The sequence below is a fragment of the Acetobacter sp. P1H12_c genome (assembly GCF_018811975.1).
Taxonomy (GTDB): domain Bacteria; phylum Pseudomonadota; class Alphaproteobacteria; order Acetobacterales; family Acetobacteraceae; genus Acetobacter; species Acetobacter persici.
Map to the genome: position 1 here is coordinate 170497 of NZ_JACRVR010000002.1, position 18750 is coordinate 189246.

At 60.6% G+C, this 18750-nt stretch carries 17 protein-coding genes; 5 read left to right on the forward strand and 12 right to left on the reverse strand.

What is annotated here, in order from left to right; genetic code table 11:
- Nucleotides 1-8 precede the first annotated feature (8 nt).
- Nucleotides 9-3488: a transcription-repair coupling factor gene (mfd, locus tag KP699_RS03470; RefSeq protein ID WP_215761643.1), complete on the reverse strand. Its 3480-nt coding sequence runs from the start codon at nt 3486-3488 to the stop codon at nt 9-11.
- A complete protein-coding gene (locus KP699_RS03475) occupies nt 3485-3808 on the reverse strand; it encodes a succinate dehydrogenase assembly factor 2 (RefSeq protein ID WP_025828816.1) in 324 nt (107 codons plus the stop codon). The genes mfd and KP699_RS03475 overlap by 4 nt, the downstream gene beginning before the upstream one ends.
- Nucleotides 3809-3876: 68 nt before the next feature.
- On the opposite strand from KP699_RS03475, the gene recG reads away from it, so the two are divergent.
- Nucleotides 3877-6021, forward strand: a complete 2145-nt coding sequence (gene recG / locus KP699_RS03480; RefSeq protein ID WP_215761653.1) for an ATP-dependent DNA helicase RecG — start codon at nt 3877-3879, stop codon at nt 6019-6021.
- Between the two features lie 101 nt (nt 6022-6122).
- On the opposite strand, the gene KP699_RS03485 is transcribed toward recG, so the two are convergent.
- The 5 genes from KP699_RS03485 to KP699_RS03505 form a co-directional block, all read right to left on the reverse strand.
- Nucleotides 6123-6734, reverse strand: a complete 612-nt coding sequence (locus tag KP699_RS03485; RefSeq protein WP_077930020.1) for a thiamine phosphate synthase — start codon at nt 6732-6734, stop codon at nt 6123-6125.
- The gene (locus KP699_RS03490; RefSeq protein ID WP_086655289.1) at nt 6731-7507 is read right to left on the reverse strand and encodes a thiazole synthase; all 777 of its coding nucleotides are present in this window, start codon (nt 7505-7507) and stop codon (nt 6731-6733) included. Before KP699_RS03490 ends, KP699_RS03485 begins: the two co-directional genes overlap by 4 nt.
- 6 nt (nt 7508-7513) lie before the next feature.
- A complete protein-coding gene (thiS, locus tag KP699_RS03495; protein WP_215761644.1) occupies nt 7514-7711 on the reverse strand; it encodes a sulfur carrier protein ThiS in 198 nt (65 codons plus the stop codon).
- A gap of 65 nt (nt 7712-7776) precedes the next feature.
- Nucleotides 7777-8772, reverse strand: a complete 996-nt coding sequence (locus KP699_RS03500) for an FAD-dependent oxidoreductase (protein WP_215761645.1) — start codon at nt 8770-8772, stop codon at nt 7777-7779.
- Nucleotides 8773-8899: 127 nt separating this feature from the next.
- Entirely contained in the window at nt 8900-9376 is a 477-nt protein-coding gene (locus tag KP699_RS03505; RefSeq protein WP_212353623.1) for a DUF3429 domain-containing protein, read from the reverse strand.
- Between the two features lie 182 nt (nt 9377-9558).
- Between KP699_RS03505 and eno the strand changes: the two genes are divergently transcribed.
- Nucleotides 9559-10836 carry a phosphopyruvate hydratase gene (gene eno / locus KP699_RS03510; protein ID WP_086655291.1) on the forward strand — a complete coding sequence of 426 codons (1278 nt, stop codon included), beginning with the start codon at nt 9559-9561 and terminating at the stop codon, nt 10834-10836.
- Nucleotides 10837-11004: 168 nt separating this feature from the next.
- On the forward strand, nt 11005-11334 hold the full coding sequence (locus tag KP699_RS03515) for a septum formation initiator family protein (RefSeq protein ID WP_086655292.1): 330 nt from the start codon (nt 11005-11007) through the stop codon (nt 11332-11334).
- A gap of 151 nt (nt 11335-11485) precedes the next feature.
- Here KP699_RS03515 and rpmG read toward each other — a convergent pair whose 3' ends face one another.
- The gene (gene rpmG, locus KP699_RS03520; protein ID WP_003623017.1) at nt 11486-11653 is read right to left on the reverse strand and encodes a 50S ribosomal protein L33; all 168 of its coding nucleotides are present in this window, start codon (nt 11651-11653) and stop codon (nt 11486-11488) included.
- A gap of 152 nt (nt 11654-11805) precedes the next feature.
- Here rpmG and glp point away from each other — a divergent pair, with 152 nt between their 5' ends.
- Nucleotides 11806-13005: a gephyrin-like molybdotransferase Glp gene (glp, locus tag KP699_RS03525; RefSeq protein WP_215761646.1), complete on the forward strand. Its 1200-nt coding sequence runs from the start codon at nt 11806-11808 to the stop codon at nt 13003-13005.
- A 6-nt stretch (nt 13006-13011) separates the two neighbouring features.
- Here the strand turns inward: glp and KP699_RS03530 are convergent, their stop codons facing one another.
- On the reverse strand, nt 13012-14319 hold the full coding sequence (locus KP699_RS03530; RefSeq protein WP_308164824.1) for a carbohydrate porin: 1308 nt from the start codon (nt 14317-14319) through the stop codon (nt 13012-13014).
- A 263-nt stretch (nt 14320-14582) separates the two neighbouring features.
- Between KP699_RS03530 and lexA the strand changes: the two genes are divergently transcribed.
- Nucleotides 14583-15248, forward strand: coding sequence for a transcriptional repressor LexA (gene lexA, locus KP699_RS03535; RefSeq protein WP_025827829.1), 666 nt, complete (start codon nt 14583-14585; stop codon nt 15246-15248).
- A 105-nt stretch (nt 15249-15353) separates the two neighbouring features.
- Here lexA and bioD read toward each other — a convergent pair whose 3' ends face one another.
- From bioD to KP699_RS03550, 3 genes are read right to left on the reverse strand one after another with little or no spacing between them, the layout of a single operon-like run.
- Complete coding sequence (bioD, locus tag KP699_RS03540; RefSeq protein ID WP_215761647.1) at nt 15354-16778, reverse strand: dethiobiotin synthase; 1425 nt, start codon at nt 16776-16778, stop codon at nt 15354-15356.
- Entirely contained in the window at nt 16775-17467 is a 693-nt protein-coding gene (locus KP699_RS03545) for an alpha/beta fold hydrolase (RefSeq protein ID WP_215761648.1), read from the reverse strand. Before KP699_RS03545 ends, bioD begins: the two co-directional genes overlap by 4 nt.
- Nucleotides 17464-18660 carry an 8-amino-7-oxononanoate synthase gene (locus tag KP699_RS03550; RefSeq protein WP_215761649.1) on the reverse strand — a complete coding sequence of 399 codons (1197 nt, stop codon included), beginning with the start codon at nt 18658-18660 and terminating at the stop codon, nt 17464-17466. Before KP699_RS03550 ends, KP699_RS03545 begins: the two co-directional genes overlap by 4 nt.
- Between the last annotated feature and the right edge of the window lie 90 nt (nt 18661-18750).

Consider the following 18750-nt stretch of genomic DNA (forward strand, 5'->3'; position numbering starts at 1 on the left):
AGGCAGACTCAGGCCGCCTCCGCCGCGACCTTCTTTGTCAGCTTAACCAGATCCCGCAACACGCGGCGGGCAAGGTCGATACGCTGCGTATTGGTCAGCTCCCGCACCACCGCCATTTTATGGTCAGGCCGCAGGCGAACAGCGCCATCTTTCCAGCGGCCCATCCACTGCACCAGCCCCGCCGGGTTCCTGAAGCTGTTATTGCGGAATTGCAGCACCATGCCTTTGGGCCCCGCTTCCAGACGCTCCACACCCGCGGCGCGGCAGAGGCGCTTGAGGTCGACAATATCGAGAAGGTTCTTCACTTCTGGTGGTAGCGTGCCAAAGCGGTCCACCAGTTCGGCTTCCATAGCTTCCAGCTCCGCGTCTGACCCAAGGCCGCTGATACGCCGATACAATCCAAGCCGCACCGGCAGGTCCGGCACATAGGCGTCGGGGATCAGGACTGGCAGACCGACAATAATATTCGGCGTCCAGTCCCGGTCTTCCGCCCGCCTGCGGCTGGTTTCATTCCTGAGGTCGGCCACCGCATCTTCCAGCATCTGCTGGTAGAGTTCGATCCCGACTTCCCGCACATGGCCGGACTGCTGATCCCCCAGCAGGTTCCCGGCCCCGCGCAGGTCCAGATCGTGCGAGGCCAGCGTGAAGCCCGCACCCAGCGTATCCAGCGTCTGCATCACTTCCAGCCGCTTTTCGGAAGAGGCAGAAAGCGTATGCGTCTGCGGCCATGTCAGATAGGCGTAGCCACGCTGCTTGCCGCGCCCCACACGCCCCCGGAGCTGATAAAGCTGCCCAAGGCCAAACATATCGGCCCGGTGGATAATCAGCGTATTGACCGCAGGCATATCCAGCCCGCTTTCCACAATATTGGTGGAGAGCAGAATGTCATATTTGCCATCCGAGAATTCCGTCATCACCCGCTCAAGGTCGGTTGGCGTCAGGCGGCCATGCGCCTGCACCACCTTGGCATCCGGCACGATGGTGCTCACCCGCTCGGCCAGACGGTCCAGATCCTCAATGCGGGGCGCCACACAGAAAATCTGCCCGCCCCGGAAGCGCTCACGCTGGATGGCCTCACGAATGACCACACTATCAAACGGCATGATAAAGGTGCGCACGGCCAGACGGTCGGTCGGGGGGGTTGCTATCAGGCTCATTTCCCGCACGCCGGAAAGAGAGAGCTGCAATGTGCGAGGCAATGGCGTGGCGGAAAGCGTGAGCACATGCACGTCCTCCCGCAGCGCCTTCAGCTTTTCCTTATGCCCCACACCAAAATGCTGTTCTTCATCAATAATCAGTAGATCCAGCGAGGCAAACTGTACCGTCTTGGCCAGAAGCGCATGGGTGCCAATGACGATATTGACGGACCCATCCGCCAGCCCCTTGCGTACGGCGGTAGCTTCCTTCCCCGTCACCATACGGGACAACTGCGCCACCTTGATGGGGAACCCCTCAAACCGTGCGGCAAAGGTCCGGTAATGCTGCCGCGCCAGAAGCGTTGTCGGCACCACAACGGCCACCTGCCCGCCAGACATGGCGGCCACAAAGGCGGCACGGAGCGCTACCTCGGTTTTCCCGAAGCCTACGTCCCCGCAGACAAGCCGGTCCATCGGGCGGCCTGAACTCATATCATCCAGCACATCGGCAATGGCGCGGGACTGATCATCCGTTTCCACAAACGGGAAGCGGCCACAGAATTCATCCCACAGCCCCTCCGTCGGAGCCAGAACGGGGGCTTCCTTCAGGGCGCGGGCAGCAGCGGTGCGGATCAGCTCTCCGGCCATGTCCCGGATACGCTGCTTCATCTTGGCCTTGCGGCCCTGCCAGGCCACGCCGCCCAGCTTGTCCAGCGGCACACCGGCCTGATCAGAGCCAAAGCGGCTCAGCAGTTCGATATTTTCAACCGGGAGATACAGCTTCTCCCCGCCATCATAGAGCAGACGCAGGCAGTCATGCGGAGCAACGCCGACGCTGACTGTCTCCAGCCCGTCATACCGGCCAATCCCGTAATCCTGATGCACAACCAGATCGCCTGCGGAAATTTCCCCGGCTTCGGCAATCAGTTCATCCGCGCGGCGTCTGCGGCGCGGCGGGCGGCCAATACGTTCCCCGAGCAGATCCTGCTCGGACACAAAAGCCAGATCATCCGCCACAAAACCGCGTTCCAGCCCAAGAGTCAGCAGGGCGACGGCGCCGGGCTTCGCTTTGCTGGCAGATGCCCAGTCCTCATAGCTCTGGGTCGCAACACCATGCTCCCGCAGCAATGTGCCAATGCGCTCCCGCGAGCCTTTGGTCCATGCGGTAACATAGGTTCTGCGCTTAACCTGCTCCCACTCCCGCACCTGGTCTCCCAGCAGGGTAAAAACCTGTTCACGCTGGGCACCGGGGACGATTTTGGCAAACATCTTGCCAGGCCGGCCGCCGACATCCATGCCAGCCGCACCGTCGGGCTTGGCAAACGGACTAAAGGCCACAACCGGCAGACGGCTGAGAATGGCCTCCCAGCCTTTGGAATCCAGATACAGCAGATGCGGCGGCAGAGCCCGGTAAGGGGTCTCCCCTTCCCGCGCGGGCTGACGACGGGCCTGATAATGGTCCGCAATCATCTCCAACCGGGTTCTGAAGACATCCTCAACCTGATAATCGAGTGAGACAGACACGTCCGGCAGGTAGTCAAACAGCGTTTCCAGCTGCTCATGAAACAGTGGCAGCCAGTGCTCAATGCCCGGATAACGGCGGCCGTCAGAAATATGCTCATAAAGCGGATCAGCCGCCGCAGCCGGGCCAAAAACATCCCGCCAGCCTGTGCGGAAACGGGAGATACTGGCGGCATCCAGCGAAAATTCTGAAACCGGGCGGAGAGTCAGCGCATCCTGTTTGGTAGTCGACCGCTGGGTGCCGGGGTCAAACGCCCGGATATTTTCAACTTCATCACCAAACAGATCCAGCCGGACCGGCTCGGCAGCGCCCGCCGGGAAGAGATCAAAAATCCCCCCGCGGGAGGCAAATTCACCGGCTTCCATCACCGTATCGGTGCGGGTGTAGCCGTTGGCAATCAGCAGTTCGATCAGAAAAGCCTGATCAAGGCTTTCCCCCTGCTTTACCGTCAGAGACTGGCCTTCAAACGTGGAACGCGGGGAGACACGCTGCACCACGGCCCCCACCGTTGTCAGCACCAGACGCGGCCGCCCCCCGGAGGGTTCCAGCAGGCGGGTCAGCGTGGCAACGCGTTCCGCCACAATGGCCGGATTGGGGGAAACACGGTCATACGGCAGGCAATCCCACGCCGGGAACCGCAGGGTTTCCACATCCGCCGCCACATAGGCCAGCATATCCGCCAGCCGGGCCGTTGCGGCATCATCCCGCGCAATATGCAGGACGGGGCCTTTATGTTCTCTGGCCCGTCTGGCCAGCAAAAGCGCATCATACCCTTCAGGCACGCCCCAGATGGGCGCAATACGGCCCTCAGCGCTCGTCTCTTCCGTCATCCGGTTATCCCAACTCCTTTGGCGCGGCACGCATCAACCATCCGGCGTAACATGGGCGTCTCCCGCTCCGGCGGCAATGGCAGGCGGCCAAACAGCCAGTCTGTCAGGTCCGGGTCCGGAATTTCCAGAATGGCTTCCATGTCCGCAAGCTCTGCCGCGTTCATGCTCGCGACGTTGTCTTCCACAAAGCCGCCAATCAGCGCATCGGTCTCAAACGTGCCGCGATGCGAGGCACGAAACTGCAGGCGACGCCGCCGGAGAGCCAGAGCCTCTTCAGAATCGTGTTCGGGCGGAAGCGTGGTGGTTGAATTGTGTTGCATGGCGCTGGTGTCCTATAGCCTTGGCATTCTCTTCTGTCAGCCTGCCAACAGAGGCCTCTGTTACGCCAGTGTCCAGCCCCCCGCCTATCACATCCGCTTCGGCAGCCCCTCCGTTTGACCGCGCCTGCCTGTCCGGCCTGCTGGCTCCGCTGGAGACGCTGCCGGGTGTCAGCACGGCACGGGCAAAGCTTCTAAGCCGGATTGCGGGCGGCACACGGGTGCTGGACCTGCTGTTCTGCCTGCCGGAAAGCGTGGTGGACCGCAGGCTGCGCCCGACTCTGGCGCAACTCAGGCCGGAGACAATCGCAACCGTTTCCGGCACCGTGCAGGATATCCGTCAACCAGCGCCCCGCACACGCCAACCTTGGCGCGTAACCCTGACGGACGGCACCGGGCAGCTTGAACTCGCTTTTTTCTCCAAATGGCAGGCGGAAAAGGTCGTACAGGGCGAATCCATCGTCGCCTCCGGCAAGGTCGAGCGGTTTGGGGAACGCCTGTGCATGACCTCCCCGGACTATCTCCTGCCCGCCCGCTCGGCAGACCGTATTCCCGGACTGGACCCTGTGTGGCCGCTAACAGCGGGCCTGTTTGCCGGGCATGTCCGGCAGGCCATGACGGCTGCCCTCGCCCGCCTGCCCGCCGCGCTGCCGGAATGGCACGAGGCAAAACTCATTGAGGAAAAAAACTGGCCGGATTTCCCAACAGCTCTGACATGGATGCACGCCCCCGACCGTATTCCGGACAGCGCCAGCGGGGACGCATGGCGGGCGCAGCAAACCCGCGCGCAGGCCCGTCTGGCCTGTGATGAACTTCTGGCAGACCAGCTTGCCACGCGGATTGCCCTGCAAGCCTCCCGCGCCCGCCCCGGCCGCAGCCTGAGGGGGGATGGCCACCTGCAACGGCAGGCACTGGCCGCATTTGGCCACGCGCCAACGCCCGGCCAGAAAAAGGCTCTGGCTGAAATTGAAGCGGATATGGCCGCCCCCTACCGCATGAGCCGCCTGTTGCAGGGGGATGTGGGAGCCGGAAAAACGCTTGTTGCTCTGCTAGCCATGCTGCGGGCGGTGGAAGCCGGAACACAGGGGGCGCTGATGGCGCCCACGGAAATTCTGGCCCGCCAGCATGCCGCAACCTTTGCCCGGCTCTCCCCCGTGCCTGTGGCGTTTCTCTCCAGTTCCGTCAAAGGCAAGGCCCGCAAAAAAGCCTTGCAGGAGATTGAGGACGGCACGGCAAAGCTGATCATCGGCACGCATGCGCTGGTGCAGGAGACTGTAAAGTTCGCGGACCTCGGGCTGGCGGTGATTGATGAACAGCACCGCTTTGGCGTGGAGCAGCGTCTGGCGCTGGTGGAAAAAGGACCGGCCACGGACATGCTGGTCATGACGGCAACCCCCATCCCCCGCACCCTGCTGATCACCCGTTTTGGCGATATGCAGATCAGCCGTCTGGACGGCAAACCGGCTGGGCGCAAACCGGTCCGCACCTCTTTGCACACCATCAGCATAATGGATGAAGTCATTGAAGGGCTGGCACGGGCGCTGAGCAAAGGGGCCCAGATTTTCTGGGTCTGCCCGCTGGTCTCAGAAAGTGAGGCTCTGGACATTGCTGCGGCAGAAGCCCGGCAGGCAGCCCTTCTGGACCGGTTTGGCGAAATTGTCGGGCTGGCGCACGGGCGGCAGGACGCCAACATGCGCGAAGAGGCTCTTCAGGAGTTTGCACAGGGCAAAACCCGTATTCTGGTCGCAACGACCGTCATTGAAGTGGGCGTGGATGTGCCCACCGCGACAATCATGGTCATAGAACATGCCGAGCGCTTCGGGCTGGCGCAGCTCCACCAGCTCCGCGGGCGTGTGGGCCGTGGGTCTGCCGCGTCCTACTGCCTCATGCTGCATGATGAAGGTCTGGGCCTGACAGCCCGCCGCAGGCTGACCTGCCTGCGCGAGACGGAAGACGGCTTTCTGATTGCCGATGAAGACTTCCGCCTGCGCGGCGGCGGGGACATGACGGGCCGCCGCCAGTCCGGCCTGCCGGAATACCGGATGGCTGCGGAAATTCTGGTCGATATACTGCTCGAAACGGCTCATGCGGAAGCAGAAAAACTTCTGCCCGAGACCACTCAGCCGGATGCCGCCCCCTCCCTGCCGCTATCCGCCAGAATTCTCCTGCTCCTGTTCAATAAAACTGATGCCGCCCGTATTTTTTCTGGCGGCTGACCGGAGCGGCACGGGATGAATGTAGCCACGAACAACAGCAGCAACACACCCCGGTGTCACGCCAACAAGGCTATTCCCCTCAGAAACTGCCAATACGCAGGTCAGGCCCCGCGATCGGCCTCCGCCAGCCAGGCTTTGACCTGCCCTTCCGGGTCCGCATGCTGCGTGAAATCAGACACAGCGGCCACGCTATCCGCCCCGGCATCCAGACAGGGGCGCAGGCGCTCAAGCGTAATCCCGCCAATGGCAACCAAAGGCAGATCGCCAATCAGGGCTTTCCATTCTGTCAGGCGCTCTGTGCCCTGCGGGCCAAACGGCATTTTTTTCAGCCGTGTCGGCCAGATGGGGCCAAGGGCTACGTAATCCGGCTTGCAGGCCAGTGCACGGGTCAGTTCTTCATGGCTGTGGGTGCTGAGACCAAGCCGGATACCCGCCTTACGAATAGCCTCAAGGTCCGCTGTATCCAGATCTTCCTGCCCCAGATGCAGGTAATCAATCCCCTCAGCGATAGCGATCTGCCAGTAATCATTAAGCACCAGACAGACTCCGTGCTTTTTTGCAAAGGCATGGGCTGCGCGAATTTCCGCTAGCAGATCCTCCGGTGAGCGGTCTTTGACGCGGAGCTGGATGAAACGTGCTCCAGCACCGCCCAGCCGGTCCACCCAGAGCGCGGTATCAACAACAGGATAAATTTTCTGCGGGAGAGAGGTCATGCCAGCAGAGCCTTTCCGGCAACGGGGGTTGAAGGAACAGCCATATCACGCTCTTCCATAGGGTCAGCCGTGCGGGCCAGAACGCCCGCCTGTACGGCAAAGCGAAAGGCCTCAGCCATCAGCGCAGGGTCACCGGCCTTGGCCACAGCGGTATTAATCAGCACGGCGTCATACCCCAGTTCCAGCGCCTGCGCCGCATGGGAGGGCACGCCAATGCCCGCATCCACTACCAGCGGCACGTCCGGAAAATGCGCCCGCATGGCCCGCAGGCCAAACACATTGTTCAGCCCCTTGCCAGACCCGATCGGCGCGCCCCACGGCATCAGCACTTCACACCCCACGGCCAGAAGGCGCTCGGCCACCACCAGATCTTCCGTGGTGTAGGGAAAGACTTTAAAGCCGTCTTCCGTCAGCACGCGGGCGGCTTCCACCAGCCCGAACACATCAGGCTGAAGCGTATCCAGCTCCCCGATCACTTCCAGCTTGATCCAGTCCGTGCCGAACACTTCGCGCGCCATATGGGCCGTCGTGACGGCCTCCTTAACCGTATGGCACCCGGCCGTGTTGGGCAGAACCGGCACACCCAGTTCCTGAATAAGCCCCCAGAACGCCTGCCCGGCCCGTTCCCCGGCAGATTCGCGCCGCAAAGAAACCGTGACCACACCCGGCCGGGCTGCCCGGACGGCATCACGCAGAATGTCGGGAGAGGGATATTGCGCCGTGCCGAGCATGAGCGGCGAGGACAACTCCGTGCCATAGAAAGATTTGGTCATAAGGTCTTACCCTCCCTGCATCGGGGCAACAATTTCAATCCGCGCCCCATCCCGCAGGACAGTTCTGGCGCGGTAGGGCACCGGCACAAAACTGCCATCTATGGCTGTGGCAACCCGAGCCCCGCCGTAGCCGAGTTCATCAATCAGAGCCGCCAGAGTTTTGGCTGAGACCTCATGAGCTTCATCATTGACCACGATCTGCATATGGGTGTTCCCCTTCAAACTCCGCTGCCGGACTAACGCACGTTCCCCCTGTGGAGTAACCGCGTTCAGCCTGCGGTAACCGATGCCTTAAAAATCACGTCCGCCGCCTCCCGCGCCCGCGCGGGAGAGAGCAGAAATCCGTGCCGGTACATCCCGTTGATATAAATATGCCGCCCGTCGCGCACCACGGCTGGCATGTTATCGGGGTAAGACGGACGTAACCCGGTGCCCATTTCCAGAATTTCTGCTTCCGCAAACCCCGGATGCAACGTCCAGACGGCATTCAGCAATTCCGTCATGGAGCGCACGGTCATGCCGCCCGAGTTCTCGCTCTCAATCATGGTCGCCCCGACCATAAAGACATGGTCAGCCCGCGGCACAATGTAAATGGGAATACGCGGGTGCAGCATCCGCACCGGCCTGTGCAGCACAACATCAGGGCACCGCAGCAGGAGCATCTCCCCCCGCACGCCACGTAAAGGCGCATGCAGGGCGGAGACGGTGTTGCGGACGGTCAGACCCGTGCAATCCACAATCCAGTCAAATGCTGCCTCATCAGGAGCCTGCCCGCCGTCCAGAACAACCCTGCCGCCCAGTGCCTCCAGCGTCCAGCCGAGTGCCAGCAAAGCCTTGCGCGGGTCCACGTGACCTTCATCCGCAAAAAACAGCGCTTTATGGAAACGGCCGGCCAGATCCGGCTCAAGAGACGCAATTTCTTCAGTGCCGATCGTCTGAAAATGTGATGTACGCCGCCCGAACCGGGCAATCTCGCCCACATCCCTCGGGGGAGCCAGCACCAGACTCCCTGCCCGCACCACGTCGGGCACATGCGCGGCCCACCAGTCCACGGAATCGACGGATTGCGCTGTCACCTCCGGGGGAGCTGACTCGGCCTCACACCAGGGGGCCAGCATGCCACCGGCCATCCATGATGCCCCGGCCCCGATCCGACCGCCGGACTCGTAAAGCGTGACCTGCGCGCCGCGCTCGGCCAGCGTGACAGACGCCGTCATACCGGCAACACCGGCACCTTTGACCAGAATGCGCGGAGTGCTGTGCATGCTCATCCAATCCTTCCATGTCCACCCGACCGTTCCATCCGGGCTTTCATGTTATAACAAAAGAACGGAGCGAGACTAAAGACCTGTATCATCAAACTCTTGTTCCCGCCCTCTTCACACCCTCTGCCTAGAAGAGCCGCGCGACAAGCACCACCAGCAGGCAACATTCCGTAATCGCCGTGACAATCCAGCGCAGCCCCATATAGCCGCTTGGCAAAGCGCCCGTGCGCCAGCCCTGCCGTTCCAGCAACGCCAGCAGCGGCACTGCCACCGCGAGAATCGCAACGCCTGCCACAGGCATCCACGCAAACGCGGTATAGGCCGCAACCCACCCGACAAAAGCAGGCACCACACCCAGCACAAGGCGGGTGATATCCGTCCGGTCCGCCCGGCTCGTCACAATGACGGGTGCAGGCTCCAGCGCCAGCCCCCAGTGCACCGCCCCGAAAAAGGCCAGAGACACGGCACAGTAGGAAACAAACGCCATCATCAGATTAGGGATGGGCACACCAGATGAAAAAAATACGATCCCGCACGCGCAGAGAATTAGGGGGATAAGCCCCGCTATTGCCAGCACCACAGCCACAAACGGTAGTCTCTTCATGAGCCTCGGGCGTGCCTCCTCTGCACGGTTTCAGGTCGTCAACTGGTTGACAGAAAAGCCCAAGAGGCTGCCACTAGCAACTACAGGGAAACGCGCGCCGCCGCGTTTCGTTGAAGGAAGAAGAAAAACAACGCATCTGGGCCAGCCCAGGTCGCCTGAGCCTGAAACGGGAATGAGAAATTATGAGTGCCATTGTCGATATCATCGCGCGTGAAATTCTGGACAGCCGCGGAAACCCGACAGTTGAGGTGGATGTGGAACTGGCCTCAGGCGCTAAAGGCCGGGCTGCTGTCCCCTCAGGTGCATCCACCGGCGCGCATGAAGCCGTTGAACTGCGTGACAAGGACCCCAAACGCTTTGGCGGCAAGGGCGTTCTTCAGGCCATTGAAAATATTGAAAACGAAATTCTGCCGACTCTTCAGGGCGCCGAATCTTCGGATCAGATTGATATCGACAACGCGATGATTGATCTGGACGGCACCCCCAACAAGAGCCGCATGGGTGCCAACGCGATTCTCGGCGTTTCTCTGGCCGTTGCCAAAGCCACGGCGGCTGAGCTTGAAATCCCGCTTTATCGCTATGTTGGCGGTGTCTTTGCCCACACCCTGCCCGTCCCGATGATGAACATCGTCAATGGTGGCGAACATGCCGATAACCCCATTGATATTCAGGAATTCATGATCCAGCCGGTCGGCGCGCCGACGGAATCCGATGCCATTCGCTGGGGTGCGGAAATTTTCACGCATCTGAAAAAGGCGCTTCAGGCTGCGGGCCATAACACCAATGTCGGGGATGAAGGCGGATTTGCCCCGGCCCTGAAATCGGCTGATGAAGCTCTGGGCTTTATTACCCGCGCAGTGGAAGCCGCAGGCTACCGCCCGGGTGAAGATGTGACATTTGCGCTGGACTGCGCCTCCACCGAATTCTTCCGTGATGGCAAATACATCATGAAGGGTGAAGGCAAGACCTTCGATTCCGGCGAGATGGTCAGCTGGCTGGCTGATCTGACCCGCCGTTACCCCATTGCCTCCATTGAGGACGGTCTGGCGGAAGACGACTGGGAGGGCTGGGCTCTCCTGACGGAAACACTTGGCAAAAAAGTGCAGCTCGTTGGGGATGATCTGTTCGTGACCAACCCTGAGCGCCTGCGTCGTGGCATCAAGGCTGGTGTCGGCAACTCCATTCTGGTGAAGGTCAACCAGATCGGCACGCTGACGGAAACGCTGGAAGCGATCGAGGTCGCCCATAAAGCAGGCTACACAGCCGTTATGAGCCATCGCTCCGGTGAGACGGAGGATTCCATCATCGCGGATCTGGCCGTTGCGACCAATTGCGGTCAGATCAAAACCGGCTCGCTCTCCCGGTCTGACAGAACCGCAAAATACAACCAGCTTATCCGGATTGAGCAGGAACTGGCGACCGCAGCACAGTATGCTGGCCGCTCCATCCTGAAAGCCTGAGTAAGGCACCTTTTTTAAGGATCGAACCCGTTGAAAAGCCGTGCTCTCCGGAGCGCGGCTTTTTTTATGTCTGCGTTAGCAGAGAGAGCTTCCTGTCCAGAACTTCATGGTTTAGAAATAAAGATATGACCAGAATGACACTTTCCGGGGCAGAGGGACGCTAAAACCGTGAAGATAGGCCGCTTTATCAGACGTGCTGTGCGCGCCATTGTTCCCCCCACCGTTTTTCTGGGTATTGCGGTTTATTTTGGCTGGAACGCCACGCAGGGTGACCACGGGATGAAAGCCTATCAGCAGCAGCTTCTCCTGCTGGATCAGGCAAAACAGGCCCAGCAGGATGCCTCAGCCGAACAGATTGCCTGGAAGCGGCGCGTGAATGGCCTGCGGGAACAGTCTCTGGATAATGACACGCTGGATGAACGCGCCCGCGCCATGCTCAATCTGGCCGATAAGAACGATATCGTTGTGCCGTATGACCGGCATGACCCGCTTTACTAAGCACCAGTCTCACGAACAGCCAGAACCCCGCAGACCCTCGTCTGGCGGGGTTTTTCTTTGCCCGTGCCCACAGCGCAGCGAGCAAGCAGGCATAAAAAAAGCGGCCCCAGAGGGAACCGCCTTTTTAAATCTCTTACCCGGAAGGGAGAGATTATTTGATTTTCGCTTCACGGAAGACGACGTGCTTGCGCGCAACGGGATCGTACTTCTTCAGTTCCATCTTACCGGTGTGCGCACGGGCGTTCTTTTTGGTGACGTAGAAGTAACCGGTGTCCGCCGTGGAAACGAGACGGATTTTGATAACATTGGTCTTGGCCATAGCTTCCTCAGCAGAGCATCGTTAAACCCGGCACCACGCCAGAAACGTGGTCGGGTGGTGTTCAAGTGCCGGCAAAATGCGCATACAAGAGCCAAACGTCAAGCATTCTTGCATCATTCAGGCGTGGGAATAGCCGAAAGGAGTAAAAAAACATGCTGGATGTGGCTGTTGCACGCGCCCGAATCCTTGAAAAATTCTCTGCCTGTGGTCTGGAAACCGTCTCTCTCGCCGATGGCTGCGGTCGTGTGCTGGCATCCCCTCTGACGGCCCGCCTCTCCAATCCCCCCGTCTCCATCTCCTCCATGGATGGCTATGCCCTGCGGGCGGAAGACGCGCAGGAGGGCGCATCGCTGCGCATTATCGGTGAAGCCCCTGCGGGCCATCCGTCGAGCCTGACTGTGGAAAAAGGCACCTGTCTGCGCCTGTTTACCGGCAGCCAGATCCCCGCCGGAGCTGACATGGTCATGATTCAGGAAAACGTGCGGCGCGAGGGGGATAACGCAACCCTGCTCAGCGCGGGGCGCAAAGGACAATTTATCCGCACCGAGGGGCAGGACTTCCGTAAAGGCGACATTCTGGTTCCCGCCGGTCAGTGCATTGGCCCGCGGGATATCGGGCTGGCAGCCGCAGGCGGCCATATCTGGCTCCCCGTATCCCGCCGCCCGCGTATAGGCGTTCTGGCCACAGGGGATGAAATTATTCTCCCCGGAGACCCGGCCTCTCCAGACTCCATCGTCAATTCCGGCGCGTTCATGATTGTCGCACTGCTGAAGTCTCTGGGGGCGGATGCATTTCTGCTCCCCATCGCGCGGGATAACGCAGCCTCTCTCTCCGCAGCGATCGGACAGGCCCATTCGCTGGACCTTCTGGTGACCATCGGCGGGGCCAGTGTCGGCACGTACGATATCGTGCGCAGCACGCTGGAAGCGCACGGGCTGGATCTGAATTTCTGGAAAATTGCCATGCGTCCCGGCAGGCCGCTGATGTTCGGCCAGCTTGGCCACACCCCCGTTATTGGCCTGCCGGGTAATCCGGTGGCAGCACTTGTATGCAGTCTGGTGTTTATTGCCCCGGCCCTGCGCAAGCTGCTGGGGCAGCCTGTTCCGGAGGAAATGGAAACAGAACCCGCCCTGCTGGGGGCGGATATCGGGGAAAATGATCAGCGGCAGGATTTTGTGCGATGCCGCCTGACTCCGCAGGCCGACGGGCAGCTTCCTCTTGCCACTCCGTTCAGTTCACAGGATTCGGCTCAGCTCAATATTTTTGCCCAAAGTCAGGCTCTTCTGATCCGCGCCCCGTTTGCCCCTGCGGATAAAGCCGGAACACCCTGCCGAATTCTGCGCCTGCCCTGAGGCCTTTCAGAACGACACGCTGGAGTGCAGCCCAAAAATCGCTTCATCTTTCACCCGGCGGCCTGCGGTATCCAGAACCCCGCCGCTGGGTGAGAGCATCCCCTGCAAATCAGGCTGGATCAGCAGCCAGCGTGTAGCCTGAAACTGGTACGTCAGTTCCAGATGGTATTCCGCATGCTGGGCCAGCGTCCCTGCGCGCCGCTCTGCACGGCGCAGTACAGGACTGGCCTCGCCATAACCAAAGCCAAGAGCCAGCACATCATCCGCGCGCTGGAAGGGCGCGTTAAGCACAAGCCCCGCATCCACCGCATTGGCAATCTGGTTGCGGTTTGCTGGGGGAGCCCATGTCGCCCGCACAAAGCCCGCGAGCGTCTGCGCGCCAGACAGGCTGGCAAGCTCCTGATCCGCCACGGCATACAACGTCCAGTTGCCTTTATGCCGCACAGAAGAGTCGGCCTGATCCGGAAAGCGGCCCGTATCCCCATAGCCGCCCAGCTTATAGGTGCCGTCCCGCCCCCAGAGCTTTGTGTGATACTGCGCTTCCAGAAACATCAGCACGCCGGTGCCAAAATGGAACCGCGTGCCACTCGGGTCCTGATTCTGGTTCCACGGATCTGCCTCATTCAGGAAACTGGCCCCGATGGGGTTATCATCCGCAACCGCCGCCAGAACCGTCCAGTCATGGGACAGGGCATATTTGAGCCGGAGAGCAGGCGTCCCCAGCGGTGCGGCAGGCCCCTGATCATACAGGTTATTATCCGGCACCATAGGCCAGGAAAATGAGGCGTTCATAAACTGCTGAGCACCGTCACTCCCCATAAAATCATGGCTGAGGTCCAGCTTGCCAACCCGCAGGTCCAGCTTGTCATGGTCAAAGGTCTGACCATACCAGACCTCATAAAGCCGGAGATTGATATCCGCCTCAATCCCCGAGACCTGATTGAACACATAAAGCGGCTGATTACTGAAGGGATGCCCGCGAATATCCACGCCACTGATCCCGAGAGTGCCGAGCGGCAGATGCGTCAGACGGCCTAGGTCCAGCGAGAGCTGGCCCGTCGTCACCCCGATATAATTATTGGAAGGCTGGCTTCCGCCAACCGGAATAGCCCAGAATTCGTTCTGGTCCGTGAGCTGAAAATCCACACCATGCTCAGCGAGAGTACGGCGCACACCGCCCCAGTCCTGCGTCAGACGGTCTTTAAAACTGAACGCATCCTCGCCAGACTGTGCATCCTGCGCTCCCGCCGGAGCCACATTCAGGGTCAGGCAGGCGCAGAACGCTGCCGGAACTGTGATAATTTTTCTAAACACAAAACCTGTTCAAAATTACTATGCTACCGGCTGAAAGAACGGCTCCGGGTCCTGTGGCCAATAGCAACCGCCACCCGCTTAAATCGCCATACTGCAAAGCAACAGGCCCGCAACGGACCCTTCTGTTTCACAACTTTACAGGCCCCGCAAAAAATACAGAAGCGCTTTTGATATGACCGAATAACCCCTTGACCCAAAAAGAGAACTTATATAGAACAAAGTCTTATAAATACAAAAACGATCATCTGCTCCGGGGTGCCGCAATGCTGACGCGCAAACAGCACAAACTGCTTCTTTTTATTGATTCCCACCTCAAGCAGACGGGTTTTTCTCCTTCTTTTGATGAGATGAAAGAGGCCATGGGCCTGCGCTCCAAATCCGGTATCCACCGCCTGATTTCCGGGCTGGAGGAGCGCGGTTTTCTGCGACGCCATCATCACCGGGCCCGTGCGCTGGAAGTCATCCACCTGCCGGAAATCATGCCTGCGTCCGAGACCCTCCCCGCCAACGTCGTGCGCGGTGATTTCTCCCGTCCGCAGACAGCGGCACTGAAAATCCCGCTTTATGGTCGCATTGCCGCCGGTCTGCCCATTGAGGCAATGGCCGAGACCGACACCTTTCTGGATATCCCCAAAGATATGGTCGGCTCGGGCGATTACTACGCTCTGGAAGTCACTGGTGATTCCATGATTGAGGCCGGAATTATGGACGGCGACCACGTTATCATCCGTCGTACGGAAGATGCCGAGAACGGGCAGATTGTCGTGGCGCTGATTGATAATAGTGAAGTCACGCTCAAGCGCCTGCGCCGTAAAGGCAACACAATCGCGCTTGAACCCGCCAACCCGCGCTATGAAACGCGGATTGTCCCGGCGGAGCGTCTGCATATTCAGGGGCGTCTGGCCGGTCTGATCCGCCAGTATCACTAAAGCCCCGCTTGTGCGACCACCTCACCAAGCAACGCGCCTTAGGCGCGGGGATTGAGACCAGACCTGAGAAGGGGGCGTGATTTCGATATCACGCCCCCTTCTCACTCACACACTCTCCCTGCCTCCACAGACGGCATCCCATGAGGGAATGAGCCCGCTCAGCGTGCGCACAGCCTCCGGTGTAACAGCCTCCTGCTGCGGCAGTTCGGCCAAAATCCGCACCTTTCCTTTTCCCTCAATCGTTTTCCGATTCTCAGGGTTGAGTGGCCCGCTCAGCACCACTCCGGCAACAGCCAGACCTCTGGCCCGCATGGCCTCCAGACTCAGCAACGTATGGTTGAGTGTACCCAGCCCGCTGCGGGCAACCAGCACCACCGGCAGCCCCCAGCGTTCCGCCAGATCAAGCATCATCAACGTATCCGTGGCAGGGACCATCAGGCCGCCCGCCCCTTCCACCACCATCGGGCGTTCGGGGTTCTGCAACGGCAAAGCCAGAAGGGCCGGGTCAATTTCCGCTCCTTCTGCCTGTGCTGCGGCAAGGGGGGAGAGAGACGCCTGATAGGCTCCGGCGGGAGGAATACAGTCCTCCGGCAGACAACCACTCAGTTTTATAACGGTCGCAGTATCCCCTTCTTCATCCGCCAGCCCGCTTTGCAGAGGCTTCCAGTACAGGGCGTTCCATGCCTGCACGAGGCAGGCAGACGTCAGCGTTTTCCCCACGCCGGTATCTGTTCCGGTGACAAACACCCCGGCTCTCCGGGGTGTTTGGAAACAGCCATACGCCAGATGCCAGGTGGCCAGAGCGCCGCTCACATCAAACCGTGCCATCACCCGCCGCAGGTCTGCCGGGGAGAACGCCGCGACACCCTCTCGAGGGACAGACGCCCCGGTTGCCTTCAGGTGCCTGACAAACGCCAGTCCGCTTTCAAAAGGCTGAACACACCGCTCCGCTGTCCACCGCCCTGCACACAGGCGGGGCTGCCAGCCCTGCACGGTCCGGACGTCCGGGTACTCCGGCGTGCCTGCCACAAGCCCTTCTGCCGCGCAGGCATTCTGCCATTCCGCAAATGTGCCATCCAGCAAGGTTGAAACCGCAATCACGCCACCGGGCGTCAGGCGCTCGGCCAGTGTTTGCAGAACAGCGGCGGGTTCGGCCAGCCACTGAAAGACCAGATTGCCGCAAATCAGATCAAACGAACCCGCAACATCAGGGCGCGCGGCATCCATCTCACAAAACTGTACACGGTTACCGACGCGGTTGCGGGCACGTTCCAGCATCTTGGGGGCAATATCTGTCGCAATCAGTTCCGCCTCAGGCCAAGCTTCGTGCAACATCTGCGTCAGAAAGCCAGTGCCGCATCCCACTTCCAGAATACGGCGTGGCGCTTTGCCGGCCAGCCGGGACTGTAACAAGTCAAACAGCCGCCGAGCCGCCACACGTTGCAGCAGCGCCGCCGCGTCATAGCCTTCGGCAGCATCAAAACTGTGCTGAATACGGGTCTGTCGGGAATGGGCAGAACAGTCAGTCATGAATTTTCCAGCATCTGTAGAGTCATGCGCCGAATGACCTCGGCGCAGATATCGGGGTGCGTCTGTGGCAACATATGTCCTCCCTCTGCCTGCCAGCTGATCGGGAGGTCTGGCGGCAAGGAGGCGCGTGTCATGTCCGGGCTGACAATCGGGTCCTGCCCTCCGGCCAGAATACTGACCGCACCCGGCACCCCTGCCAGACGTGACAGAACGGGGCGCATATCCAGCGTCCTCAAATCTGTCAGCCCCTCCTGCAAGGCCTCTTGACTCACCATCTCAGAGGAAACTGGTCCGGCTCCACATCGGGTCCGAAAATCCATCACCACCTGAGCCGGATTCCGTATCAGCCCCGCCTGCATCCGTGCCAGCACACGCGGGGAAATACCCTGTAAAAACCCCTCCCCGGCGGCAAAACGCCCAAAGGCGTTGATACCGAGAAAGCGGCTGCCCTCCGGCCAGTTCCCGCGCGCAAGAAGACAGAGAAACCCCAAAGAATGCCCCACAGCCAGAACAGGATGTGGGCCGCTCCGCAGAGCCTCGACCTGTCTCTGCGCCTCGTGCTGTGAGGCCCCAAAATATCCAAGGTCCGGCAGACAGACCTCGGGCTGGCCAAGTGCCTTTAAGACTGGCTTCCACACATCCGGCCCAAAGCCCCAGCCATGCACAAAAAGTAGCTGCGGCGCAGTCATGGCCGTTCGCCTACAGGATAATCCGCCACCGCCGCACACAGCACCTCAGCCAACTGATCAACCTGCGCTGCCGTGTGATTTCCGTGCAGAACAACCCTCAGGCGGCACCCTCCCGGCGGCACCGTAGGCGGGCGGATGGCAATTGCCAGAAAACCGGCGTCTTCCACCTTGCGCGAGAGTGCGAGCGCGGTCTGTTCACTCCCCACCACAACCGGGACAATCTGGGTGGAAGATGGGCCTGTCTCCAGACCCGCAGCCTTCATATGCTGCCGGAATCGCTCCGCCAGTGCTGCCACATGCTGTCGCGTGGCCTCCATCTGCGGCAACAGGTCCAGCGCAGCCTCCACCGCCCCCAGCACCAGCGGAGAGGGCGCTGTGGAATAAATATAACCGGACCCTTTGTTCACCAGCCAGCGGCACAACGCGGAAGACGAGGCAACAAATGCCCCCATTCCCCCCAACGCCTTGCTGAAGGTACCTATGATCACATCCGCCTGTCCGTCCGCGATCCCTTTCCCGTCCGGCCCCAGAATACCGGTGGCATGGGCTTCATCCACACACAGCAGGGCATCATACCGCCGGGCCAGTGCGCCCAGAGCCGCCATGTCCGCTCTGTCTCCATCCATGCTGAAGACGCTTTCTGTCAGGATGATCTTCAGACCCGGACCATCAGCCTTCCGCAGCAGGCTTTCCAGATGCGCCATGTCATTATGCCGGAAGCGCACCGGCTGCACGCCCGCCGCGGCACAGCCATGATAGAGGCTGGCGTGAATAAATTTATCAGCAATAATCTGAGGCAATGCCCCCGTCGCAGCGAGCGAGATCTGGGCAAGGGCTGGCACCAGAGTCGCATTCGCCTGCCAGCCGGAAGAAAAAATGCAGGCCGCTTCCATCCCTTTCAATGCGGCCAGCCGGGCTTCCAGCGCCACCATGCCGGGCGCTGTGCCTGTCACCAGCCGGGATGCGCCGGAGCCAGTTCCATATCGCCCAGCCCAGATCAGGGCGCGCTCCCGCAGCAGCGGGTGCGCCCGCAGACCAAGATAATCATTGGAGGAAAAATCAACCAGAAGGGTGCCGTCTTCTCGCTCCAGAATGCCATCGGCTCTGGGTTGAAGGCTGCGCGGCGTCCGGAGACGCCCCTGTTCGGCCAGTTCCTCCAGCCCATGCTGGAAAAGATGATCAAACCGCGTCATGAAGCGAGTGGTGCCGGAGCCGGGACCGCCGGTCAATCACCTAAGCAGGAGTTCTCGCGCAATGTCCGCCCCCCAGAAGCCCCATATGCC